Source organism: Reinekea marinisedimentorum (assembly GCF_004341165.1).
Classification (GTDB): domain Bacteria; phylum Pseudomonadota; class Gammaproteobacteria; order Pseudomonadales; family Natronospirillaceae; genus Reinekea; species Reinekea marinisedimentorum.
The window spans coordinates 101,378-127,462 of sequence record NZ_SLZR01000006.1 but is presented as its reverse complement, the minus strand read 5'-3'; the positions used below and the strand labels follow the sequence as shown (position 1 = coordinate 127,462).

At 51.0% G+C, this 26,085-nt stretch carries 16 protein-coding genes; 11 read left to right on the top strand and 5 right to left on the bottom strand.

What is annotated here, in order from left to right; all coding sequences use genetic code 11:
* Positions 1-13 precede the first annotated feature (13 nt).
* Complete coding sequence (gene nfuA, locus BCF53_RS08760; RefSeq protein ID WP_132701349.1) at positions 14-604, bottom strand: Fe-S biogenesis protein NfuA; 591 nt, start codon at positions 602-604, stop codon at positions 14-16.
* A 234-nt stretch (positions 605-838) separates the two neighbouring features.
* Here nfuA and metH point away from each other — a divergent pair, with 234 nt between their 5' ends.
* Positions 839-4,525: a methionine synthase gene (gene metH, locus BCF53_RS08755; protein ID WP_132701348.1), complete on the top strand. Its 3,687-nt coding sequence runs from the start codon at positions 839-841 to the stop codon at positions 4,523-4,525.
* A 271-nt stretch (positions 4,526-4,796) separates the two neighbouring features.
* On the top strand, positions 4,797-7,307 hold the full coding sequence (locus BCF53_RS08750; RefSeq protein WP_165901861.1) for an EAL domain-containing protein: 2,511 nt from the start codon (positions 4,797-4,799) through the stop codon (positions 7,305-7,307).
* Between the two features lie 27 nt (positions 7,308-7,334).
* Here the strand turns inward: BCF53_RS08750 and tyrR are convergent, their stop codons facing one another.
* The 4 genes from tyrR to BCF53_RS08730 form a co-directional block, all read right to left on the bottom strand.
* A complete protein-coding gene (gene tyrR, locus BCF53_RS08745; RefSeq protein ID WP_132701346.1) occupies positions 7,335-8,879 on the bottom strand; it encodes a transcriptional regulator TyrR in 1,545 nt (514 codons plus the stop codon).
* Between the two features lie 212 nt (positions 8,880-9,091).
* Positions 9,092-10,153, bottom strand: a complete 1,062-nt coding sequence (locus BCF53_RS08740) for an MJ1255/VC2487 family glycosyltransferase (protein WP_132701345.1) — start codon at positions 10,151-10,153, stop codon at positions 9,092-9,094.
* Positions 10,150-10,680, bottom strand: a complete 531-nt coding sequence (locus BCF53_RS08735; protein ID WP_132701344.1) for a phosphatase PAP2 family protein — start codon at positions 10,678-10,680, stop codon at positions 10,150-10,152. Before BCF53_RS08735 ends, BCF53_RS08740 begins: the two co-directional genes overlap by 4 nt.
* Positions 10,681-10,792: 112 nt before the next feature.
* Entirely contained in the window at positions 10,793-11,218 is a 426-nt protein-coding gene (locus tag BCF53_RS08730) for an HIT domain-containing protein (RefSeq protein ID WP_132701343.1), read from the bottom strand.
* A 179-nt stretch (positions 11,219-11,397) separates the two neighbouring features.
* On the opposite strand from BCF53_RS08730, the gene BCF53_RS08725 reads away from it, so the two are divergent.
* The 9 genes from BCF53_RS08725 (at position 11,398) to BCF53_RS08685 (ending at position 25,880) form a co-directional block, all read left to right on the top strand.
* The gene (locus BCF53_RS08725) at positions 11,398-12,507 is read left to right on the top strand and encodes a GNAT family N-acetyltransferase (protein ID WP_132701342.1); all 1,110 of its coding nucleotides are present in this window, start codon (positions 11,398-11,400) and stop codon (positions 12,505-12,507) included.
* Positions 12,508-12,518: 11 nt separating this feature from the next.
* Positions 12,519-12,938: a VOC family protein gene (locus BCF53_RS08720; RefSeq protein ID WP_132701341.1), complete on the top strand. Its 420-nt coding sequence runs from the start codon at positions 12,519-12,521 to the stop codon at positions 12,936-12,938.
* 159 nt (positions 12,939-13,097) lie between these two features.
* On the top strand, positions 13,098-14,819 hold the full coding sequence (locus tag BCF53_RS08715) for a proline--tRNA ligase (protein ID WP_132701340.1): 1,722 nt from the start codon (positions 13,098-13,100) through the stop codon (positions 14,817-14,819).
* 168 nt (positions 14,820-14,987) lie between these two features.
* Positions 14,988-15,383, top strand: coding sequence for a CBS domain-containing protein (locus BCF53_RS08710; RefSeq protein WP_132701339.1), 396 nt, complete (start codon positions 14,988-14,990; stop codon positions 15,381-15,383).
* A 174-nt stretch (positions 15,384-15,557) separates the two neighbouring features.
* A complete protein-coding gene (gene ydiJ, locus BCF53_RS08705; RefSeq protein WP_132701338.1) occupies positions 15,558-18,590 on the top strand; it encodes a D-2-hydroxyglutarate dehydrogenase YdiJ in 3,033 nt (1,010 codons plus the stop codon).
* Between the two features lie 153 nt (positions 18,591-18,743).
* Entirely contained in the window at positions 18,744-20,918 is a 2,175-nt protein-coding gene (locus BCF53_RS08700) for an acetyl-CoA hydrolase/transferase C-terminal domain-containing protein (protein WP_165901860.1), read from the top strand.
* Positions 20,919-21,014: 96 nt separating this feature from the next.
* Positions 21,015-22,049, top strand: a complete 1,035-nt coding sequence (locus BCF53_RS08695; RefSeq protein WP_132701336.1) for an ABC transporter substrate-binding protein — start codon at positions 21,015-21,017, stop codon at positions 22,047-22,049.
* Between the two features lie 3 nt (positions 22,050-22,052).
* Entirely contained in the window at positions 22,053-24,458 is a 2,406-nt protein-coding gene (locus BCF53_RS08690; RefSeq protein WP_132701335.1) for a putative bifunctional diguanylate cyclase/phosphodiesterase, read from the top strand.
* A gap of 78 nt (positions 24,459-24,536) precedes the next feature.
* Positions 24,537-25,880 carry a class II 3-deoxy-7-phosphoheptulonate synthase gene (locus BCF53_RS08685; RefSeq protein WP_132701334.1) on the top strand — a complete coding sequence of 448 codons (1,344 nt, stop codon included), beginning with the start codon at positions 24,537-24,539 and terminating at the stop codon, positions 25,878-25,880.
* Positions 25,881-26,085 lie beyond the last annotated feature (205 nt).

Genomic DNA, 26,085 nt, shown 5'->3' with positions numbered 1-26,085 from the left:
GATTTTTTGCTGACTATTTAAAGTAGGCGTTTTCAGTGACGGTATGGTCAGTCACATCGCGCACACCTTTGAGCACAGGCAAGCGTTCCAACAGCGTTTTTTCAATACCGTCCTGCAGAGTCAGGCTCACAGAGGAACAACCCTGGCAACCACCACCAAAACGCAGTATGGCCACGTTATCTTCTGTCAGCTCTTCCAGGGAAACCTCGCCACCGTGGGAAGCCAGGCCGGGGTTTACCTCGGTAAACAGGATGTAGTTAATCTGATCTTCCAGAGGCGAATCAGAATTCACCTTCGGCATCTTCGCATTCGGAGCTTTAATGGTCAGCTGGCCACCCATGCGGTCTTTAGCGTAATCAACCTCAGCTTCATCCAGGTAGGGCTTGCTAATGCTTTCCAGATAAACACGAATATGCTCCAACTCGACCAGCTCGTCATCCGGCTTCTCTTCACCCGGACGGCTGTATGCCAAGCAGGTTTCAGCATACTTGGTGCCCGGCTGAGTAACGAACATGCGCACGGCCATGCCCTCAACATTCTGTTTGGAGAGAAGCTCAGCCAGATACTGCTGTGCTGAGTCGGTAATCGTTAGTTGTATATCCATTCATGGCCCCGAAAATCTGATTTTTTAGTAATTCTGGCATTCTAACTCAATTTCACAAGCATTGAATACCCGACTAATTTACTCGGGTTTATGGGGGAGCTCCAGAAAATTTCAAGCCGACAAGTGACTTTCACGAGAATATCTATATCAAAATATTTTGATATAGGTTGAATTTTTACGGATTTTAGGCTTTCATTGCACCCTACTTAAGCCCTTAGAAGTAAAGAGACGCTCATGACTACGCGCGAAAATCGTATCCAACAACTTCATACTGCGATTAAAGAACGAATTCTGCTATTAGATGGCGCAATGGGTTCGCTCATCCAAAGCTACCAGCTTGAAGAAAAGGACTACCGCGGTGAGCGTTTTTCCGACTGGCCAAGCGATATCAAAGGCAACAACGACCTGCTCTCCATTACCCGCCCGGATATTATCGAAGCGATTCATAAGGCGTACCTGGATGCCGGTTCAGACATCATTGAAACCAATACCTTTAATTCTACTGCGGTTTCCCAGGCCGATTACGGCATGGAAGCACTGGCTTTTGAGCTCAATAAGGCCGGTGCGGCACTGGCACGCAAGGCTTGTGATGAAAAAACCGCTGAAACTCCAGATAAGCCACGTTGGGTAGCCGGCGTTGTCGGCCCAACCAGCAAAACCCTGTCGCTGTCGCCGGATGTCAACAACCCCGGTTACCGCGCCATCGATTTCGATACCCTGGTTGCCGACTATAAAAACGCCACGCTGGGCTTAATTGAAGGCGGTGCCGATATTATTCTGATCGAAACCATTTTCGATACTCTGAACGCCAAGGCCGCCATCTTCGCTATTCATCAGGCCTATGATGAGATCGGCCATGAGCTGCCGATTATGATCTCCGGTACCATTACCGATGCCTCCGGACGTACGCTTTCCGGCCAGACCACCGAAGCCTTCTACCATTCGGTCCGTCACGCCAAGCCCATTTCTATTGGTCTGAACTGTGCGCTTGGTGCCAGCGAATTGCGCCAGTATGTTGAAATTCTGTCGAACGTGGCCGATTGCGCTATTTCAGCGCACCCAAATGCCGGTTTACCGAATGAATTCGGTGAGTACGATGAATCTCCGGAAGAAATGACCGAGGTTGTCACCGAGTTCGCTGAATCCGGCTTTCTGAACATTATCGGCGGCTGTTGCGGTACCACACCCAAGCACATTGAGCTGATAACCGAGGCCATGAGCAAGCTTGCGCCGCGCGTCGCGCCGCAGCTAACACCACAGATGCGCCTTTCCGGCCTGGAAGCCTTTACCGTAACCGATGCGCTGAACTTCGTGAACGTCGGCGAGCGCACAAACGTCACCGGTTCTGCCCGCTTTAAGCGACTGATCAAAGAAGAGCTGTACGATGAAGCGCTGGCCGTGGCCCTGGAGCAGATCGAAAACGGCGCACAGATTATCGATATCAACATGGATGAAGGCATGCTGGATTCAGAAGCCGCCATGACGACCTTCATGAACCTGATCGCCTCCGAACCGGATATCGCACGTGTGCCGATCATGGTCGACTCCTCCAAATGGAACGTCATCGAAGCCGGCCTGAAATGCGCCCAGGGCAAGTGCATCGTTAACTCTATCTCGCTGAAAGAAGGTGAAGAGAACTTCCTGAACCAGGCCAAACTCTGCCGCCGTTACGGCGCTGCTGTTGTCGTTATGGCCTTTGATGAGGTCGGCCAGGCCGATACCCGCGAGCGTAAACAGGAAATCTGTAAACGCAGCTACGATCTGCTGGTCGCCAACGGCTTCCCGCCGGAAGACATCATCTTCGACCCGAACATCTTTGCCGTTGCCACCGGTATTGAAGAGCACAACCGCTATGCGGTCGACTTCATCGAAGCAACCGAGTACATCCGCAACGAATTGCCTTATGCCAGCGTCAGCGGCGGTGTTTCTAACGTCTCATTCTCGTTCCGCGGTAATAATCCGGTGCGCGAAGCCATTCACTCGGTATTCCTGTACCACGCCTGTAAAGTCGGCATGAATATGGGCATCGTGAATGCCGGTCAGCTGGTGATTTACGATGATATTCCCGATGAACTGCGTGAGCGCGTTGAAGATGTCATTCTCAACCGCCGCGACGACGCCACCGACCGCCTGCTGGAAATTGCCGACAACTACCGCGGCGATGGCACCATTGCCGCCAAAGAAAGCTCCGAATGGCGCAGCCTGCCGGTTGTTGAGCGCATAGCCCATGCGTTGGTTAAAGGCATCACCACCCACATTATTGAAGATACCGAAGAGGCCCGGCTGCAGGCTGAACGCCCGATCGATGTGATTGAAGGCCCACTGATGGATGGCATGAACCGCGTCGGTGACCTGTTCGGTGCCGGTAAAATGTTCCTGCCACAGGTGGTGAAATCTGCCCGCGTGATGAAGCAGGCCGTCGCGCACCTGGTGCCGTTTATCGAAGCGGAAAAATCCGAAGGTGCCAAAGCCAACGGCAAGGTGCTGATGGCAACCGTAAAAGGCGACGTTCACGATATTGGTAAAAACATCGTCGGCGTGGTTCTGGCCTGTAACAACTATGAAGTCATTGACCTCGGCGTGATGGTACCGGCGGATAAAATTCTGAAAACCGCGATTGAAGAAAAGGTCGATGTCATCGGCCTTTCGGGGTTGATCACACCAAGCCTGGATGAAATGGTGCATCTTGCACGCGAAATGCAGCGTTTGGATTATCAGATACCGCTGATGATTGGTGGCGCGACCACCTCCAAGGCTCACACCGCGGTTAAAATTGAACCGCAATATAAAAACGATGCCACCATTTACGTCACCGATGCATCGCGTGCGGTTTCGGTTGTGCAGTCGCTGCTGAGCGATACTCAAAAGCCGGTGTTCGTTGCCGAACGCCGCGCCGAGTACGAAAAGGTTCGTGAACGAAACAAAAACCGCAAATCCAAGGCCCTGTTCAACTACGCAGAAGCCGTGGCGAACACCGAAGAGTTTGACTGGGAAAACTACACACCCCCTACGCCAACCTTTACCGGCACCAAAGTCTTTGACGATTATTCCATCAAAGAACTGATCGATTACATCGACTGGACGCCGTTCTTCATCACCTGGGATCTGCACGGTAAATACCCGGCCATTCTGAGCGATGAAAAGGTTGGCGAAACAGCACAGCAATTGTTCAACGATGCGCAAGCCATGCTGAAAAAGATTGAGCAGGAGAAGTGGATTCAACCGAAGTCGGTCATTGGTTTCTGGCCGGCAGAACGCAGCGGTGCCGATACCATCAGCGCAGACCTGGGTGACCGTTCAGTATCACTTGAGCACCTGCGTCAGCAGTCGATCAAGCCGAATGCACAACCGAACTTCTCACTGGCAGATTACATTGCCCCGGCCGGAAGCCAGCCCGACTACCTGGGCGGTTTCGTTGTCACCACCGGCCATGGCGTGGAAGAAAGAGCTAAAGCTTATGAAGCCAACGGCGACGATTACAACTCCATCATGCTCAAAGCCCTGGCAGACCGGCTGGCGGAAGCCTTTGCCGAGCGCATGCACGAGCGTGTGCGTAAAGAATTCTGGGCCTACGACAGCCATGAAAATCTGAACAATGATGAACTGATCAAAGAGCGCTATAAGGGTATTCGCCCGGCACCGGGTTATCCGGCCTGTCCGGATCACACCGAGAAAGCCAAATTGTTTGATATGTTAAACGCAGCCCAGGAAACGGGCGTAGAGCTGACCGACAGCTTCGCCATGATGCCGGCAGCGAGCGTTTCCGGCTGGTACTTCAGCCACCCGAACGCCCGTTACTTCGGTATTGGCAAGGTGACCAAGGATCAGGTAAGCGACTACGCACAGCGCAAAGACATGACACTTGCCGAGGCGGAGCGCTGGTTGAGCCCGGTGCTTTCTTACGAGCCAACGGCAGACTGATAATTATCGAAAATGCTCGCGGCTTATGAAAAAGCCCTATCACTTTTTATAACAAGCCAGCAATACGCTGGCTTTTTTAATTGCTAAAAACTCCTAACAACACTCATTTTTTTAGACGCAATTCATAGTTTACATAGCACTCAAAAACCCGAACTGCTGGGCTATGCTATATTCCAATTAGTACATGCCTTGCAGTAATTACATGCCGACTCTTATCCGCAGATTCCACAACGTACATGTCGTTTTTCTAATAATCGTATTTGGATTATTAATGGTTGGAATTTCCAACTCACGACTGAGTTCGATAAAAGACAATAGTTCAGAACTGTTGAAAATAACCTACGCCTACAGCGCCGGTAACATCACTGATGACATTCACCTGCTATCTGATCGTATGTTTACCGAAGGCGAGCTCAACAGCGCGCCAAGCAACAGCAGTGATTATGTACCCGGGCTGGGAATCAGCCGGTGGTTCAGATTAACCGTAACCAATTCGGCTGCTGAACCCGGCAGGGTTTCTGTTCTGCTGGATAACCCCATGGCCGATCGAATTGAAGTTTTCGAAATGTCCGAAAACGGCACGCCGCAGCAAATACTGCTGACTGGCGATAGGCAGTCACCACAACTGAACCCGATCACCCAGTTCGTTTTACCTTCTGTCGATTTCACGCTGGCACCGGCTGAATCTGTTGAGCTGTATATCTACCTGCAAACGGAAGGTGCACCAATCCTGCCGTTCGTCATTCTCAATGAAACTGATTTTCATGCCTACATTGATGTACTGCATCTGATTTGGGGCGCTTTTATTGGCATTATTCTGTTGATGTCGGCCTACAATTTCGTTTTGTTCCATGGCGTACGCGACAGGACCTACCTGCTTTATATATGCTACATCACCACCATGCTATTAGAGCTCGGTGTGGTCCATGGCTACGGCTATTACCTGCTCCCTGCCGCGGTGCAGCAGTGGCTTAGCGACAATATCATTTCCATCAATACCATTGCGGCCTACTTCACCATTCACTTCGCTCTCTATTTTTTGCGTTATTCCAGCTCTGACGGCCCACTGTTCAGACGTTGTATTATTTTTGGCTACCTACTGCTGGCCTTTGCAACGGTCAGCCTGGCGCTGCCGGAATACATCTCCGTTCGCGGCTTTTCATTCTTGCAGATCGCCACCTATGTTTTGGTCGGTTTTGTTGTATTTCGTAAACTTAAGGATAATTTCGACTGGACCAAATATTACCTCTACTCCTGGGCACCCTTCTTTTTTGGTGCCGCCTGCGGCTTCCTGCTGTTTACCGGGCAAATTGACTACAATTTTTATACCCGCCACGCACTGATGTTTTCAGTCATGTTTGAAATGGCCTTTATATCCATGGCACTGGCTGACCGGCTTGGAGATATTGAAGAGCAGCGCCTGCATCAGGCAACGCATGATTATAAACTCGGCCTGCCCAACGAATCGCTGCTGGAAAAAGCCATTCGAAGAAACGCCTACCACCCGGCCAATACCGGGCTTTCGCTGATCGCGGTGGAGATCAGCAATTATCATGAAGTGAGCCCCTATTTAAGCGACAAACAGCTCACCCAGATAATGAATCAGCTGGGCACCAACTTTGCCGAGCAGATCAGTCACAGCCTGACGCTGGTGCCGTTAGAGAAAACCCAAACAGGTAACCCCTACGCCGCACTTATTCGTGGTGACCTGTTGTCGTATCTGGTGCGCTCTAACGATAGGGTTAAGCTGTCTCAATCTCTGCAGCGGCTCTCTGCCATCGATAATTACAACCCCGCTCTGTCCGATATCCCCTACCGGTTGAACTGCGTATTCGGCGCTGCGGTATTAACCAACCCGGAAAGCAACCCTCACGAACTGATCAGCGATACTAAAAAAGCTGTTCGCCTGGCGAATAAGAAGAGCCTGCCCTACCTGCTGTTCGACCCGAACAAATTTGATTACGGTGACCGGCGCGTACGCCTGGCTCAGGATTTGAGCATCGCCATTGATGAGAATCAGCTGGAGCTTTACCACCAGCCGCAAATCTATTTCAACTCACCACAACTGCGAGCCAGTGAAGTTCTGTTGCGCTGGAATCACCCGACGATGGGTTCTATTTCACCGGTAGAGTTCATTACCATTGCGGAAGAAACCGGCCTGGTCAACAAACTGACAATCTGGGTTATCAATCAGGCATTCAGGCACGCGGAAATACTCACTGAACAGCTGTCTGAAAATCTGAGCATCTCGATCAATATTTCAGCCAATGATCTTTCCAGCGGCAGCTTCTTCAATGATCTGCGCGATTGCCTCAGGCTGCACCGGGTTTCACCAGGGAACTTCACACTGGAGGTTACTGAAACCGCCAAGCTGACCGACAAGCACACCTTCAACTACAACATGGAGAAGCTGCGAACGCTGGGCTTTAAATTTGCCATTGATGATTTTGGCACCGGCTACTCATCGCTCAGCTATGCCAGCGAGCACCCCTTTACCGAGCTGAAGATAGACCGGGCCTTTGTCAGTAAAATGATCAGCTCGAAGAAGCTCAGCTCCATTGTCTCGGCAACCGCCCGTCTGGCTCAGGAAATCGGCCTGACCACGACTGCCGAAGGGGTTGAAAACAAAGAAACTTTGGTCGTTTTAAAGCAGCTGGGATGCGATAAAGCGCAGGGCTACTACATTGGCAGGCCGATGCCATTTGATGAATACATCAAGTGGCATTTTGCGAGCACGAACCAGGACAAGGGTCCCGGCGAAAGCCTTAACACTCAAACCTGAAACCGGCCTCAGGCCGGCAGGTAACGGTTACTCATCCGCGTGACGGCCAATCTTGTATTCGCGCAATTTGTTGGCCACTGCGGTATGGGAAACGCCAAGCTTTTTACCCAGTTGGCGGCTGCTTGGATAAGCCGGGTAAAGTCGCTTCAGCAACTGCGATTCAAAGCGCTTCATAGCCTCGTCCAGAGTGCCGTCAAAGCTTTCATCAACAAAGCCCCAACCCTCATTGAAACTCGGCAGCTGCAGTTGCTCAGGTTCCAGCACATCGCCTTCCACCAGTGAAACCGCACGCAACAGAGAGTTTTCCAGTTGCCGAACATTGCCCGGCCAGGGGTAGGATTGCAGTGCGTTCTGGCAGGCAACAGACAGCCGGATATAGCGACGCTGCGGCTCGGCATAGCGGGCAATGAAACGTTCAGCCATTGGCAGGATATCCGCCTTGCGGTCTCGCAGCGGCGGAATATGCAGCGTTAACACATTCAGGCGGTAGTAAAGGTCTTCCCGGAAGTGCCCGGAGCGGCAAAGCTCCAGCAGGTTTTTCTGCGTGGAACAGATAATCCGCACGTTGGAGGTATACTCCTTTTCATCGCCAATGCGCCGGTAGGTGCCATCCTGTAACAGCCGCAAGAACTTATTCTGCAGCAATGCCGACATGTCACCGATTTCATCGAGGAATACGGTGCCTTCTTCCGCCAGTTCAATAATGCCTTTCTTCTCGCCGCCGTGGCTTGAGGTACCGGCGTAACCAAACAGCTCGCTTTCGGCGGCATCATCGGGAATAGCCGCGCAATTGAGCACCAGAAACGGCTTGTCCTTACGCAGGCTGTTTTGATGACAGGCCTTGGCGAACAGCTCCTTGCCGGTGCCGGTTTCGCCGGTAATCAGCAACGGTGCATCCAGCCCGGACATACGTCGGGCCTGTTGGATCAGCTTTTTCATGGACTGACTGTGCGCAGTAATCATCTCGAACTGACCGGTTTGCTTATGATACGCCGTCATCTGCCGGCCCAGGCGCTCGGGTGATTTGAAGGTAATAACCCCACCGGCAAAGAGACTCTCATCATCACTCTGTTGAATCTGAATAGGGTAAATATCAGCCAGGTAAGTGCGGCCCTTCAGCTGCAGCTGAACAGATTCAGATTCCGGTGTTTCATCGGCCAGCCACTTGTTAAAATTAAAGCCTTTCACCCAGTTTTTAATCGGCTTTTTGCGGACTTCATTTTCCGGCAGCCGGAGCACATCCAGCGCGGCTTCATTCGCCACAACAACGGCCCCCTTGGCATCAATCGATACCACCGGCTCCGGCAACGTGCGCAGCAGCGTTTTCATTTCCTGCTGTTCGCGCTCCAATGGCAAATAGGGAATTACCGAGACATCGTGCACGCCCTCAATCATGCGGATTTCAGGCATCAGATGCTGAAACTCATCGAATTCAACCGTCGGGAAGTTCAGAAAAATCTCGCCGCTTGCATCGATCTCGATGTTTCGCAAATCAATATTGTGCTTCACCAGAATATCGAGGATCTCAGCACAAATACCCAGTCGCTCTTCGCACCGGATATACAATCTCATGGTCTATTCGCTCCAATTCATTCAATGGCCCGGCAACATTCAGTCAACCGGGTAATTTAGCGCAGTGGAAATTGCCCGAATGCATACGGCTTGTCAACTAATCGTTACAACTGCCCTATCAGAATAGACTCAGAAATTTTTCTACCCGGCACAAAAAAAGCCTTTCTAAGAAAGGCTATTTAGCAAAATAGTCTGCTGGCCGTTAACAGTACTTAACTGGCCGGCTGAAGATCGGAATAGACCACATCGGCATGAGGAAAGGAGACGCCCTGCCAGGCTTGTGCAACCAGATCGTCGATGCTCTGCTGCGGATAACGCAGCAACCACTGCGCCAACAAGGCCGGAACATCACTGTAATTCACCTGACTGCTTCTGGCGGTGTGTAAAAAGCGCGTGACAGCGGCCACATCAATTCTGGGCGTTGCCAGGCCCAGACCCAATTCAGTCAGCGCCAGCGCATTGGAGGATTGCTCCATCTGCCCTTTCAGAGGCTTCACCATAATCTTACGGCCCAGGCTCAGTGCTTCTGATGCCAACTCGAATCCGGCATTACAGATGACACCGTCGGTTGAATGCAGGCTGTCTTTAAAACCGGATCGGCTGAACCCGCGCACCAGCACATTACCATACTGCCCGGGCTTGATATCTGCACAGTGGTAAATGAACGGGTGCCTGAACTGGCGCAACACCTTCAGAACCTTCTCACTCTTCTCAAACGGCAGATAAACCAACGTTCGGTCTTTGCCACTGCTGCTGTGACCATCCTTTTCAATAATGGGTGGCAGCACCGGGGCACCAAAGTGATGCCAGTGCACCCCTATGCCCAGATCGACCGGCGCAAACCATTTCATGATCGCGTCGGAGGCAAAGGTGTTGTCAGCCTTGGGGATATCCTGTTCAAAGGCATACTGGTGGCCAATGCCAATACAGGGCGTTTTGGTTTTACGCGCAGCCCAGGCAACGACCGGTTCGAAATCGGTAACCACCAGATCGTAGCGGTTTAGATCCAGCGTGCGGATGTCCTGATACATCTGCCCCAAAGAGGCTTCGGCAAAGGTTTTAATCAGATCGACCTTGCCGGCCCGGGTAGCAAAACTCAGGCCTTTGAAAACCTTGTAATCGGCAAAGGCTTCCATATCAAAAAACTTATCTTTATCCCGGCCTGAAAACACCCAGTCAACCTCGATACCTGCCGCAGATAAGGCCGCCTGCATGGCGCGAGCACGTGTAATGTGTCCGTTTCCGGTTCCCTGAACCCCATACAATATTTTCACAGGAATGCTCCATAGTTTAGAACTGAAATAGCGACTCCAGACCCCAGCATGGCACCAACAACGGTATCGGTTGGGAAGTGCACGCCCAAAAAGATGCGGGACAGGGCAACCAGCACCGCCCAGACCAACAGGAAAGGCAACAACGCCGGAATCAAATAGCCAACAAAAACAGCAAACAGGAACGCTGCTGATGTATGGCCGGAAGGAAAACTGAATTTATCGGAAGGAATGATAAAGCTGGAAAATTCGTCGATCGCTTCCTGTGGTCGGTTGCGTCGGAAACTGTTTTTCAATACGAAGTAAATCAGCCGCTCAATGACAAACGCCGACAAGAAATACTTCAGGAAGTGAGTAGCCTGTGGCCACTCCAGTGCGCCATAAGCCATGGCAAACAAGGCGTATAACCAGCCATCGGCCGTTCGGGAAATTGCGCGACCCAAGGCGGTCAGTAATTCACGGCGGCGCAGCGCCATGCACCAGTTGAACAGTGCCAAATCAAACTCATGTACAGGCTGAAATAGCTTCATATAAAACCCTCCTAACATGAGGGCTTATTATTCAGCTCAATATTTCACTTACCTGACACTGATATGAAAGTTTAATTACAAACCGCTTGGCGTTGAGTTCGAAGCAGGAAGATCAAACCTTAGGTACAAAGGCCGATGTCTGAAGCGCTGCCTGAATGGTTTCTATGCGCTCCGCCAGCGAATGTGCCGTATAGGCCTTGGGCGGAACAGCGCCCCAAACCGGGTTTGGCCAGGAAGGGTCAGAATCAGATCGGACAACATGGTGAATGTGCAGCTGCGGCACAACATTGCCCAGGGCGGCAATATTCATCTTAATGCCATTAAAGGCCTTCATCAGCCGCTCGGAAACAAATGAGCTTTCCCACACCAGCTGCTCCTGATCATCCGAATCCAACTGGAAGATTTCATTCACGCCGGTCCGTTGCGGCACCAACAAAACCCAGGGGTAATTGGCATCTTTCATCAGCAAAATACGGCACAGAGACAAAGACCCCAGCCAGACACAGTCATTTTCCAACCGATAATCCAGTTCAAACATTTAACAACCCTTCAACTTACTTTTTCATTATATTTTTTTGGCAGTACAGCTTACAGCAACCGTTTCTACTTGCAAAAATAGCACGCCGGCTGCCCCTAAAGCATGACTAATGGCAGGCTTGTTTATTGGTATAACAGAATACAGATAGCCATTGGCTGCACCAACAACCGGAGAGATCAATGACCACACGCTGGCTTAATTCATGGCAAATGGCAGCGGCTAAGCAAAGCAATCCGTTTGTGCGCGATGAATTTTTAATGGCTCTGGAAGCCTCAGATGCCTGTACCGTAGCCAGCAGCTGGCGGCCATTCCATTTGGCTGTGGGCAAGCGAATTCAGGTACCGGCCTATATCCGGGATAACTCCTGGGGTGAGTATGTCTTCGACTGGAGCTGGGCCAGTGCCTATGAGCAACACGGCCTGAATTATTACCCTAAATTGACGCTGGCCGTGCCCTTTACGCCCTCCAAAGGCCCGCGCCTGCTGGGTGCTGAAACCTCCGATGATGCTGAAAGAATCATAGCCGCTGCGAAAAGCGCCTGTATTGAAAACCAGTTGAGTGGCTTCCATATTCTGTTTGCCGATGAACAGGATCAGCAGCTGCTCGACCCTCTGCCGCTGTTACAGCGCATGGATATTCAGTATCACTGGCAGAACCGCGATTATCAGAGCTTTGATGATTTTCTTGAGCACTTTAAGTCGCGCAAGCGTAAAAACATTCGCCGTGAACGCCAGACGGTTCTGGATCAGGGCATTGAAATTAAAACCATCCAGGGTGCTGATATAGAGCCGGATCAACTCGAAGCCTTCTACCGTTTTTATCAGGCCACCTATTTGAAACGGGGGCGAAAAGGCTACCTCAACCGAGCCTTTTTCAGCCAGGTATGCAGAACCATGCCGGATAACATCGTGCTGTTCATGGCCTATCAGGCCGCCCGGCCAGTTGCAGCGGCGCTGTGCTTCCAGGATGCAACAACCCTTTACGGGCGTTACTGGGGCTGCCTGGAGGAGTTTCACAGCCTGCACTTTGAAACCTGCTATTACCATGGCATCGAATACTCGATTGCCACCGGCCGGCAACGGTTCGACCCCGGAACACAGGGTGAACACAAGATCAGCCGAGGCTTTGAGCCGGTTCGAACTAAATCGTATCACTGGCTGGCTCACCCCGGATTTTTCGAGGCGGCTGAGGATTTTTGTCGTTCGGAGCAACAATATACACAGCAATTTCAGAAAGAAGTTTTACAATCACTGCCTTTTAAGGAAACAATCTCCCGTTCTGAAAATTGATAGGAGTAGTAATGAAGTTCTTACACACCATGGTTCGCGTTACCGATTTAGACAAATCGCTGCATTTCTATTGCGACCTGCTCGGTCTGGTTGAAACCCACCGTAAAGACGTACCGGAAGGCAAATTTACACTTGTCTATCTGGCGACGGCACCCGGCGAAGCAGAGGTTGAGTTGACCTATAACTGGGACAGCGAAGAGGTTTACGATGAAGGCCGTAATTTCGGCCACCTGGCCTTTGAAGTTGAAGACATTTACGCCACCTGCCAGAAGTTTTTAGACGCAGGCGTAACCGTTAACCGTCCGCCGCGTGATGGCCACATGGCCTTTATCCGCAGCCCGGACAACATCTCGATTGAATTCCTTCAGGCGGGTGAGCGCCTGCCCGCTCAGGAACCGTGGGCCAGCATGCCGAACACCGGACACTGGTAATCAAGCCGCCGGCTTAACAACCGAGCTTCAGGCGCTCACTGGCTGAGCGCCTGAAGCAACCTCGCTGCATTGTACGCTTCAACTGGTTTTCCCCTTCCAAAAGCTGATAAAATCCGCGGCCTGTTTTTTGACGCACCATTATTGAATTAAGGATTGCTCATGCGCGCAAGTCGCTACCTATTGTCCACGGTAAAAGAAACTCCGGCAGATGCTGTTATTGCCAGCCACAAACTGATGATCCGGGCCGGTCTGGTTCGCCAGTTGGCTTCTGGTTTGTACAGTTGGTTGCCGACCGGTCAGCGGGTGCTTAACAAGGTTCAGGCCATTGTCCGCGAAGAGATGGACCGTGCCGGCGCGCAGGAAGTTTTGATGCCAACCATCCAGCCTGCAGAGCTGTGGGAAGAATCTGGCCGGATTGACCAGATGGAAGGCCAGATGCTGCGCATTAAAGATCGCCATAACCGCGATTTTGTGTACGGCCCTACCCACGAAGAAGTGATTACCGACATTGCCCGCAATGAGCTGAAAAGCTACAAGCAGCTGCCAATGAACTTCTACCAGATTCAAAACAAATTCCGCGATGAGTTCCGCCCTCGCTTCGGGGTTATGCGTTCCCGCGAGTTTGTCATGAAGGACGCCTACTCCTTCCATGTCGATCAGGATTGCCTGAGCGCTGAATACGAAAACATGTATCAGGCCTACAGCCGCATCTTCGACCGCCTTGGCCTGGATTACCGTGCCGTGCTGGCAGATACCGGCGCTATGGGCGGCAAGGCCTCACACGAATTCCAGGTACTGGCCGATTCCGGTGAAGACTTTATCGCCTACGCCGAAGGTGGCAGCTATGCAGCCAATATCGAACAGGCCGAAGCCGTGATGCCTACCGGTGAGCGTGCAGCACCGACCGCTGAGATGGAACTTGTCGATACCCCGAACGCCAAAACCATTGACCAGCTGGTTGAGCAGTTCGGCATGCCGATCGAGAAAACCATCAAAACACTGATGGTCGAAGCCGCCGAAGACAGCGAGCACGAAATCATTGCGCTGATCATCCGTGGCGACCATGAGCTTAACGAACTGAAAGCCGAAAAACTGCCACAGGTTAAAGCACCGCTGACAATGGCCAGTGAAGACAAGATTCAGGCTCTGATTGGTGCTCTGCCGGGCTCATTAGGGCCGGTCAACCTGAAGGTGCCGTTCATTGTAGACCGCGCTGCGACACTGCTGTCTGACTTCGGTGCCGGCGCCAATATCGATGGCAAGCACTACTTCAACATCAACTGGGGCCGCGATGCTGAAATCGGTGAAGTTGCTGATTTGCGTAATGTTGTAGCCGGCGACCCAAGCCCAGACGGCGTGGGCACGCTACAGATCGTGAAAGGCATTGAAGTTGGCCACATCTTCCAGCTGGGTGACAAATACGCCAAAGCGCTGGGCGCTAACGTGCTTGATCAGGGTGGCAAATCGCAGACCATGCTCATGGGCTGCTACGGCATTGGTGTAACCCGTATCGTTGCCGCAGCCATTGAGCAGAACCACGATGAAAACGGCATTAAATGGCCATTGGCCATTGCGCCGTTCCATGTCGGCATTGTGCCGCTGAACGCGCATAAATCACCAGAGGTGATGGAAGTTGCTGAAAAGCTTTATCAGGATTTACAGGCGGCCGGCTTCGACGTGCTGCTTGATGATCGTGACAAAAAGACCAGCCCGGGCGTTAAATTCGCGGATATGGAGCTGATCGGTATTCCACACCGCTTTGTCGTGAGCGATCGCGGTCTGCAGAACGGCCTGCTCGAATACAAGCAGCGTGGCTCTGATGAAAAGCAGGAAATCAGCGTCGCAGACGCCCTGCAACACCTGAAGGCGCAAATCGGCTAATTCGCCAACATAAGCCTAGATTAATACACAGCCGGGACCGTCCCGGCTTTTTTACGTCTGCTGGCCGCCAAACTGACGGCAACCATCACCTCCTATTTAAGTAGAATTTACAGAACGATGGTTGGCGACTACCTTTAACCTGCAACCTATAACAAAAAGGAGCAGCATATGAGCATTCACGCTTTGACCGTAGCTGACTGCATGGTACCGCCCCGGTTAACTGTTAAGCCCAATATGAGCATCAAAGAAGCAGTAGAAAAGATGATCCACCATCACCTCATCGGCGCTCCTGTTGTGGACGACAACATGAAAGTGGTTGGCTTCCTTTCAGAGCAGGACTGTCTGGCTCATATGATCAGTGACAGCTATTACCACGAACAGAATACGCTGGTGAACGAAGTTATGCAGAACGATGTTCTGTTTGCCTCGCCGGATATGGCCGTGTTTGATCTGGCCCAGCTGATGTGCGAGAACAAACCGAAGAAATTCCCGGTTTGCGAGAACGGCAAACTGATCGGCATTATCACCCGAACCCACATCCTGAAAGCACTACTGAGCAAATAACCCCCTGCCCCGACGCCATCGTGAAGAGCCCCAATACCGTGGCTCTTCACCCGTTCGTTCCTGCCTGCAGGGTCAGATTCCCGGCTATTTAACCACTGAATTTGCCCTTTTACTCGAAATTAACCTAAGTTTCATTAAAATAGCGCGGCTTGAAGCTAATGGAGCTATTCGTAGATGCTACCCCGTATTCACTCAATTACTGATACCCAACAGTCTTATCTTGCCTTTCTGAAAACTGTTGAGGAACACGGTTTTACGGGAGATCTATGCCCAGATTACGCAAACCGGACCGTGCTGGCGACTGATAACTCGATCTATCAGGTGCTGCCGCAGGCCGTTGTTTACCCGAAAACCACCGAAGATATTCAGTTGCTGGCGCATCTGGCAGCGAGCGATGAATGGCAACACATTGTGCTGTCACCGCGTGGTGGTGGCACAGGTACAAACGGTCAGTCACTGACCGATGGCCTGGTGGTTGATCTTTCCCGGCACATGAATCAAATACTGGAAATCAACGCCGAAGAAGGCTGGGTTCGGGTTCAGACCGGCGTTGTTAAAGATCAGCTGAATCAGGCACTGAAGCCGTTCGGGCTGTTTTTTGCTCCGGAGCTGTCCACCAGTAACCGCGCCACCATTGGCGGCATGATCAATACCGATGCCAGCGGTCAGGGCTCGGTCAGCTACGGTAAAACCCGCGATCACGTGCTGGAGCTTTCTACCGTGGTACTGGGTGGCGATATTCTTGAAAGCAAGCCGATCAGTAAGCAGCAGGCCGAAGCGTTGTACGGTAACACCGACCGCCTCAGCCAGATTCAGGCGACGGTCAACGATATTTATCAGCGCTGCGAAGCCGACATCAAAGCCAAGTTTCCACCGCTGAACCGATGCCTGACCGGTTACGATCTGGCCCATATCTACGATGACGGCCAGTTCAACATGAACAACGTGCTGTGCGGCTCTGAGGGAACACTGGGCTTCATCGTCGAAGCCAAGCTCAATGTCATTAAAATTCCAAAGATGTCTGCGCTGGTAAACGTATTTTATGATTCGTTTGAATCCTCCATGCGTGACGCTCAAACCCTGATGTCGGCCATGCCCACCTCTATTGAGACCATCGACAGCACGGTACTGGGCCTGGCTAAAGACGACATCATCTGGCACACCGTTAGCAAATACTTCAGCGGTGACGCCATCGAAGGGATCAACCTGGTGGAATACACCGGTGAAAGCGAAGAAGAACTGCTTGCCAAGGTGACCAGCCTTACCCAGCTACTGCAGGACCAGACCGGGCAACCGGGCAAGAACACCGGCTTTTCGGTGGCTATCGGTAATGAGGAAGTGAAACAGATCTGGGCGATGCGCAAAAAGGCTGTTGGCCTGTTGGGTAACGCCAGTGGTGAAAAGCGGCCAGTTCCCTTTGTTGAGGATACCGCCGTACCACCGGAAAACCTGGCCGATTTTATTATGGAATTCCGCGCGGTACTCGATAGAGAAAATCTGCGCTACGGTATGTTTGGCCATGTTGATGCCGGCGTACTGCACGTGCGCCCTGCGCTCGATTTAAAAGACGAAAAGCAGTTCCATCTGGTGCGCAAAATTACCGAAGATGTTGTTGAACTGGTAAGAAAGTACAACGGTATTCTGTGGGGTGAACACGGCAAGGGTGTACGCTCGGAATTTGCACCGGAGTTTTTTGGTGACCTCTACCCAGAGCTGCAAAACCTGAAGCGCGCTTTCGACCCGTTCAACCAGCTTAACCCCGGTAAGATCGCCACCAGCCACGGTGATATTCCGCTGCTGAAAATTGATGAAGTCACCACCCGGGGCGAACTGGACAGAACCATTACGCTGAAAAACTGGACCCAGTTTGCCGATGGCATGTACTGCAACGGCAACGGTGCCTGCTTCAACTACGATCCCTATGACGCCATGTGCCCGTCATTCAAACTCACGCAGGATCGCCGTCAATCTCCCAAGGGTCGTGCTTCCCTGATTCGGGAATGGCTCAGGCTGCTCGGTGAGCAACAGGTAGATACTCAGGCTTTATCCGGTAAAAAACGCATTCCGCTGCTGCATTTTATTCCGCGCACCTTCAATACCTTGCGCAAGCGCCGTGGCGAATATGACTTTAACCATGAGGTGGCCGATTCAATGTCGACCTGCCTGTCCTGTAAATCCTGCACTGGCCAATGCCCGATTAAGGTGGATGTGCCTGAGTTCAGAGCACGTTTCCTGCAGCTCTATTACATGCGTTATCTGCGGCCACTGAAAGACTATTTCATCGGCATGCTTGAATTTATTATTCCGATGCTGACGCTGGCGCCATTTAAGGCGATCTACAACTTCATGATGGCCAATAGCCTGATGAAGAAGTTTTTAGCGAATGTTGCAGGCATGGTCGACAGCCCGCTCATCTCCAAATTAAATTTCAACAGCGAGCTTAAAAAGCGCAATGTTCATTACGCGTCTGTGCACCAGCTGAACAAACTGAGCGATGAAGAGAAGCGCCGCTCTCTGATTCTGGTACAGGATGCCTTTACCAGTTTCTTTGAAACCCCAGTCGTCATGGAAGTTATTGATAGCCTGCAGCTACTCGGTTTTAAAGTCTGGGTTATGCCTTACAGCGCCAATGGTAAGCCGCTGCACATTCATGGCTTCCTGCCACTGTTTAAATGGGTTGCCAACCGCAACCAGAAAAAACTGAAACACATGGCCCGCACCAATGTATCGTTGGTAGGGCTGGACCCGGCAATGACACTGACATACAGAGCGGAGTACGCAAAATATGTCAGTGAGCAGGTGCCTGATGTACTGCTAATGCAGGAATTTCTGGTGAAAAGGCTCGATATTCTGAGCGAAAACGCCGACAAGCTGAAACCGGGCAGCGCTAAGTTGCTGGGCCACTGCACCGAAAAAACCAACGCACCTGCCGCTATTAGCGACTGGCAATCTGTGTTCTCGGCACTTAACCAGGAGCTGGCGCATCAGCCGGTAGGCTGCTGTGGTATGGCCGGCACCTTTGGTCACGAAACACGCAACCGGGAAAACTCTGAAAATATCTTCAACCTCTCCTGGCGAAAAGTATTGCAGGACGAACCGGCGGAAACCCTGCTGACAACCGGCTACTCCTGCCGGTCTCAGGTAAAACGTCTGGAGAATAAGATTCTTCTGCACCCCTTGCAGTTTTTACTGCAGCAAAAGCAATAATTTAATACACCTCATCACCGGCTTTCTGATTCTCAGGCGTTAATACCTGAATCACAAAGCCGTGCTGCATTGTGTCTGCCCCTAATATGTATTACAAATACAAGGTTACAGATACAGTGAATGGCAAACATAAAAAAAAGGATCAATAGCATCATGTGCTCTGCGCTAAAAAATAGAGAGTTCTCTAACCTGACTGAACTGGCGGAAGATATCTTTAAACAACTGGACGGAAAGATCGTCATGGGTGTCCCCATCGGTGTCGGTAAAGCCACACACATGATCAATGCCTTCTACCGCGTAGCCAAAGCAAACCCTCAGTACAGCCTGGAAATCAATTCCGCACTGTCACTCAATCGCCCAAAGCTTAAAACCGATCTGGAAAGGCGCCTGCTGGAGCCCTTCTTTGACCGCCAGTTTAAAGACCTTCCGGAACTGGAATTTGCCAATGATGTTCTGGAAAAAAAGCTTCCGGCCAACGTCAATGTTGTAGAGTTTTACTTCAAGCCCGGTGAAGTACTGAAAAACCCGGAAGCACAGCAATACGCGCTGTCATCCAACTACACGCATGTGCCGCGTGATCTGCTGTCGCGTGGCTGTAACGTCATTTGCCAGATGATCACCAAGAAAGACAATGGCGGCCATACCCGCTACAGCCTGGGCTCCAACCCGGACGTGACTCTCGATGTGCATCGCCTGATGCACGAGTACACCGCCGCCGATGGCAAGCCGCGCTTTATGCTCGGGCAAGTAAATACCCAGATGCCGTTCATGCCAAACGATGCCGAAGTTACTGCCGACTTCTTTGAATACATCCATGACGACCCAGCGCTGTACTCGCCTATCTTCGCGGCTCCGTATGCGCCTATTTCCCCGGTTGATCATATGATCGGCCTGTACACCAGCCTGCTGATTAAAGACGAAGGCTCACTGCAGATTGGCATTGGCTCGCTGGGCGATGCGGTCGTGAACTCGCTGCTGGTGCGGCACAGCCACAATGACGTCTACCGCCAGCTGGCAGACAAGACAGATGCGCTCAAGCGCTTCCCGTGTATTGAAAAAGACGGTGGTCTGGAGCCATTTGAAAAAGGCCTGTACGGCAATACCGAAATGCTGGTTCCGGGCTATATGGCACTTAAAAAAGGCGGCGTGCTGAAACGTAAGGTCTATGACGATGAGCACATTCAGCAACTGGTCAATGATGGCCTGGACCCAAATCAAGTATCGATGCAGTGGCTGGATGGCCTGCAGAACCTGGACAAAATCACCCCGCATCTGACAGAGCACCATGTTGATTACCTGAAAAAATGGGGCATCCTGAACAAGGCGATTGGCTATCTGAACGAGCAGCTGACGCTGGAAGGCGAATCTGTTGAAGCCAACCTGAATAACACAAGCAGCCGTGCGTGGATCGAAAAGCACGCATTAGGCACGAAGATCAATGGCGCGACCCTGGTACATGCCGGCTTCTTTGTTGGTGGTCACGGTTTTTACGATGACCTGCGCAACATGCCCGAAGAAGAGCTGAGTGAGTTCAACATGACATCGGTGATGTTCACCAACCAGATCAAGGGTAATGAAGCCCTGAAACTGAAGCAGATGAAAAATTCCCGCTTCATCAACACCTGCATGAAAACCACACTGGCGGGCGCTTCAGCCAGTGATGGCCTGGCAGACGGCAAGGTGGTCAGCGGTGTTGGCGGCCAGTTCAACTTTGTTACCATGGGGCATGACCTGCCGGAATCCCGCTCAATTTTAATGATGCGCTCCACAAGACGCCGTGGCGCCGATGCCGTCAGCAATATCGTCTTCAATTACGGCCATGTTACCGTGCCTCGTCATATGCGCGATATTGTCATCACGGAATATGGCATCGCTGATCTGAGAGCAAAGACCGATCAGGAGATTATTGATGAGCTGCTGAAGGTGACCGACTCCCGCTTCCAGGACGAGCTTATTCAAAAAGCCAAGAAGGCCGGCAAATTACGGGCGGACTACAAGCTTCCCGAAAGTGCCAAACACAATACACCGGAAGCGCTCAGTGCCTTTCTTGCTGAATTTAAAGAATACTATCAACCGTTCCCGTTCGGCTGCGATTTGACAGAGCAGGAAGTTGTGATTGGCGGTGCCCTTAAACAGCTCAAGACCAATGTCGATAAGAAATGGCCACTGGTAAAAGCCCTGCTCTCCAAGGTAACACCGGAGCGACGCATGGAAACCAAAGAGCATCTGGAGCGGCTTGGGCTTTACAAAGCCAAAGGCATTAAACAGAAGCTTCTGCGCAAACTGGTGATCAGCGTGTTACCAAGCCAGCTTGAAACCCGCGGTTAATCTGATCTGGCCGGCGGTTTCACCGGCCAGTGCCCAATTGCACCAGCCTTTGTCTATACTTTGAGTTCGAACTTAAAACTTTAGGACATCGATGTAATGTGTAGAGGTATTTCACTGATTTGGCCAGCCCTGTTGCTCACTGCTGTTGCCCCCGTTTTTTCTGCTGAATCACTACGAATACTCACCTGGGAAGAATACTTTGACCCTCAGCTGATTGAACAATTTGAACAACAGCACGATACCTCGGTTGAGTTTATCTACTACGAGTATGATGACATTCGCGACAGAATCATGGCTGAAACAGCCGGTTTTGGCATGGACATAATCCTGGTAGACGACCTTGAAATGCCGGCCTATGCCAGTCAGGGCTGGCTGGCGCCACTACAAGCTGATCGCCTTTTTTATTTGCAGGGCCACGGTACGCTTTGGTCGCAACTGGTCGACAAAGCTGAACAATACGCTGTCCCATACAGCTGGGGAACTTACGGCATTGCTTACCGCACCGACTTAGTTCAGTCGCCACCACAAACGTGGGCCGAGCTGTTTAACCCTACTGACGAGATGTCAGGTTTTATTCAAATGCCACCTCAGTCTTCCGAGCTGCTTGCCATTGCTTCAATGGCATTCGACTACAGCCTGGATACCGCCAGCCAGCAGCAAATTAATGAATTAGCCCTGCATCTTGTTAACCAAAAGCCGCACGTTATTGCTTATAAAGCACTGGACGTGGAAGACAGTCTGCTGGAACAGGGTAAGGCTAAAGTTGCTGTCAGCTATAATTCAGACGTCGTGTTACTGCAAGATCACACCGACAACATCGAGTTTATATCACCAACAGACGCTACGTTAATGTGGATCGATTTCCTGACGATAAGCAGTAAAACTCAAAATTTGGCATTAGCACATGACTTCCTGAATTTCTTTCTGAAACCCGAGCACGTTGCGCAGAACATGGAATATCACTATTCAGCATCCTTTAGCGATACTGCCAATGCGATGCTGCCCGATGAAATCCGCCTCAATGGCGCAGTCTTTCCGGCTGCAGCGAGTGCCATTAAGCTGGTTCCTGCCCCCACAACGGCCGTAATAAGAAGCCAGATGCGCTTATTCAATGCGCTTGACCTGGAATAATCGATGAAGTTGCAGCACCGTTTTGTGTCGATACTCGGCGCTCTCGCGATTCTTATCTCGCTGGCAAGCCTGATAACTGTTCAGCGCAGTATCAGCGCGCATAATACACAACAACTGGAGAGCCAGCTCAGCACACACCTGCAGGCCAGCCACAACTTTTTTTTTGAGGTGATAAATACATCGGTATCTAATCTCGACTTCATCAGCCAGAATGTACTGACAAGGCAATACTTTTCTGCCAGTGAGCAGATTCGATACCAGCTATTCCACTCAGAGCTAACCCGACTGCTTGAGCAATATCTTAAGAAGAATCCGCTTTATTCCGAGATCAGCATCGTACTTCCAGATGGCTATAAAGACATATTTGTTCGAAGGGATAGCAAGTTTTTTGACTTAAACGATTTCGACATGAGTTATTCGTCACTGGCAAGCAACAATCTTTCTGATTCTGAAAACAGAATTATTATCATTGACGAACATGAAAACCCGATCATTCTGGCGATCTATCAACCTCTTTACAACTACTTCCAAAGTAATGAAAAAGATTTCAGTATAATTGGACACATCAAAATTTCTTTAGACTTACAAGCCATCACAAGAACACTCAGCAATAGGCAGCTACTCACCAGCTTTCATTACCGACAACTGGAAATTTTTGATCAGGACATGGCTCAACTCGCCGACATCACCCCTCCGTTCTCCAATCATGATCAGTACCAGTACAAGAGAGAGAAAGTATTCAGCGACCTTTATATTCAGTCGACCCAAAACGGCAGCATACTGACCGAGACATCCCAAAAGCTCTTTTGGCAGGGCCTAACGCTGGCAACCCTCACAGTTTCGGCACTACTACTCATTAGCATTGTTACATTGCAAAGGATCATCTTAAAGCCACTGAACATGTTTACCGATGTCATCGAGAACTCAAACATCGACAGTTATAAAGCAGAACACTTAGCAATACTGAAAGACTATGAATTTATCCGGTTGGGTGACAGCTTCAACAAACTGATGGACCGCCTCAAGAAGTCTTCCCGAGCCCTGAAAAGCCAGGCCCTAACCGATGAACTCACCGGCCTGCCTAACCGAGCAGGATTTTATGAGCTGATCCGCCGACTGAAGCAGGAAGAAAACGTTCAGCGTTTCTCTGTGCTGTTTCTTGATTTGGATGGCTTCAAGCAAATTAACGATAACCACGGCCACCAAACCGGAGACCAGCTGCTCATAGCCGTTGCCAGAAAACTGGTAAAGGTTATTCGCCACAAGCCGCCTTCCGACAGTCATTCTCGTCACAGCCGCAACGATGCCGTTCACCGCCTGGGAGGTGATGAATTTGCCATCGTAATGCGTGATGATAGCCAGGCTCAGGTTGCTGCCAACCGCATTATTAAAGAGCTGCAACAGGGGTTTCAGATAGAGGGCCGAACTCACTACACGGGTGTCAGTATTGGCATTGCTGTGTATCCGGAGCACAGCAAGGATATTGACCTACTGATTCAGTACGCCGACATTGCCATGTACGATGCCAAACGCAATGGTAAGATGCGCTTCTCCACTTTCAGTCCCAAAATGGCAGAGTGGGAGAAAAAGAAACTCTCCATTGAAAATGCCATCCGCGAAGGTATGGAATATAACCGCTTCGAAACCCACTTCCAGCCCAAAATAAACTGCGAAACCGGTGAGATTATTGGTGTCGAAGCATTAGCCAGACTGAGAGATAAACACGGGCAATTGGTCTCTCCGGCAGATTTTATTCCCATCGCCCAAGAGTACGGTGTGCTGGAATACATCACCTACATTGTTACCGAACAATCGTGCCAGTTGCTGCAAATATTAGGCGACCCAGGCTTTGGCGCCTCAGTCAATATTTCACCTTCGCAACTGAGCGACCTGCGACTGATCGTCGACATCCGCAAAATTCTGCACCGCTATGGCATTGAAACAAGACAGATTGAGTTCGAGGTAACTGAAGAAGAGCTCATTATCAACGAGTTTGCAGCAAAGAATAATCTTGAGTTTATTCGAGAATTTGGCTTTAAAACCGCGCTGGATGATTTTGGAGCCGGCTATTCTTCACTGGGCTACCTGAAAAAATTCCGCTTTGATACGCTCAAGCTGGATCAGATCTTCATTAATACCGAGGACTATGCCAGCGCGGCATCCATTGCGGTGATACGCTCAATCAAGGCACTGGCCATTACACTGGGCATGGAGATAGTCGCCGAAGGTGTTGAAACCCAAAATCAGGTCGACCTGATGCAAAGCCTGGGTATTCGCAATATACAGGGCTATTACTACTCCAAGCCGGTTACTGCCGAAGCCTTTATCGAGCTTTACCGGGCGAACAAAAGCAATATTGAGAGCGTCTATACCGTTCAACAACTAGCACTTTTAAAAAGATCGAAATAAAACCGAATGCAGCCTGTCTTTAAAATATCTATTTGATAGTATTTCTGATCCCCATTTCGATACAGACAGAGACTCAGAATGACCACATGGACGCCCGATTCATGGCGCACAAAAGCCCTGCATCAACTCCCCGAATATAAAGACCAAGCCCAACTTAGCCGCGTAGAAGCTGAACTTGCCAAGCAACCGCCACTGGTATTTGCCGGTGAAGCCAGGCTGCTGAAAGCCGACCTGGCAAAAGTGGCCCGCGGTGAAGCATTCCTGCTGCAGGGTGGTGACTGTGCCGAGAGTTTTGATGAATTTAAAACAACCCACATCCGCGATACCTTTATGGCACTGCTGCAGATGGCCGTTGTTCTGAGTTTTGGCGGTAAAAAATCGGTGGTTAAGGTTGGTCGTATGGCCGGTCAATTTGCCAAGCCGCGGTCCGCGGGTACAGAAACCATTAATGGCGTCACGCTGCCATCTTACCGTGGCGATATTATCAATGGCATCAACTTCACTGAGCAGGCCCGGGAACCCAACCCGGAACGGATGGTTAAAGCCTATCATCAGGCCGCATCGACCCTGAACCTGCTGCGCGCTTTTGCTCAGGGTGGCCTGGCAGATTTACACCAGGTGCATAAGTGGAACCGTGATTTCGTGGAAAAAAGCCCGCAATCAGAACGCTACCAGGCACTCGCGACCCAGATCGATGATGCGCTCGATTTCATGAGCGCCTGCGGTATTTCACCGGAAAACACGCCGCAAATTCGGGAGACTCAGTTCTATACCTCTCACGAAGCCCTGTTGTTGCCTTATGAGCAGGCATTGACACGACTCGACAGCCTGACCGGCGACTGGTACGACTGCTCTGCGCATATGCTCTGGATCGGTGACCGCACCCGCCAGCTCGACGGTGCCCATGTTGAATTCTGCCGCGGCATTAACAACCCTCTCGGTCTGAAGGTAGGCCCTACATCAAACCCCGATGACATTCTCAGGCTGATCGACATCCTCAATCCGGAAAACGAAGCCGGCCGCTTAAACCTGATTGTTCGCATGGGGGCAGACAATATCGCCGACCACTTCCCTGCCATTCTGAAGAAAGTCACGGCAGAAGGCAGAAACGTAGTTTGGAGCTCCGACCCGATGCATGGCAATACCATTAAGGCGGGTAACGGCTATAAAACCCGCGAAGTCAGTTCTGTACTTTCAGAAGTACGGGATTTTCTGTCTATTCATAAGGCTGAAGGCACCGTTGCCGGTGGCGTGCACTTTGAAATGACCGGGAAAAACGTGACCGAGTGTATTGGTGGCGCATTCCAGATTACTGAAACCGATCTGGCCGACCGTTACCACACTTACTGCGACCCGCGCCTGAATGCAGACCAGGCTCTTGAACTCGCCTTCCTGATTGCGGATTCTATTAAATCGGCATAACAGCACGGAAAAAGCACCTTCGGGTGCTTCAGGTTGTCGATAAACCCGCCGACAAAAAGGTAGCTCCTAAATAGACCGCTGCAAGTATCGTCCTGATACGCTCGACGAAAACATCCATGTTTTCGACGTCTATTTAGGAGCTACCTTTTCATCGTCTCGAAGGCTGTGGTAGCTTTGTCAGCAGTCTGAAGCACCTTCGGGTGCT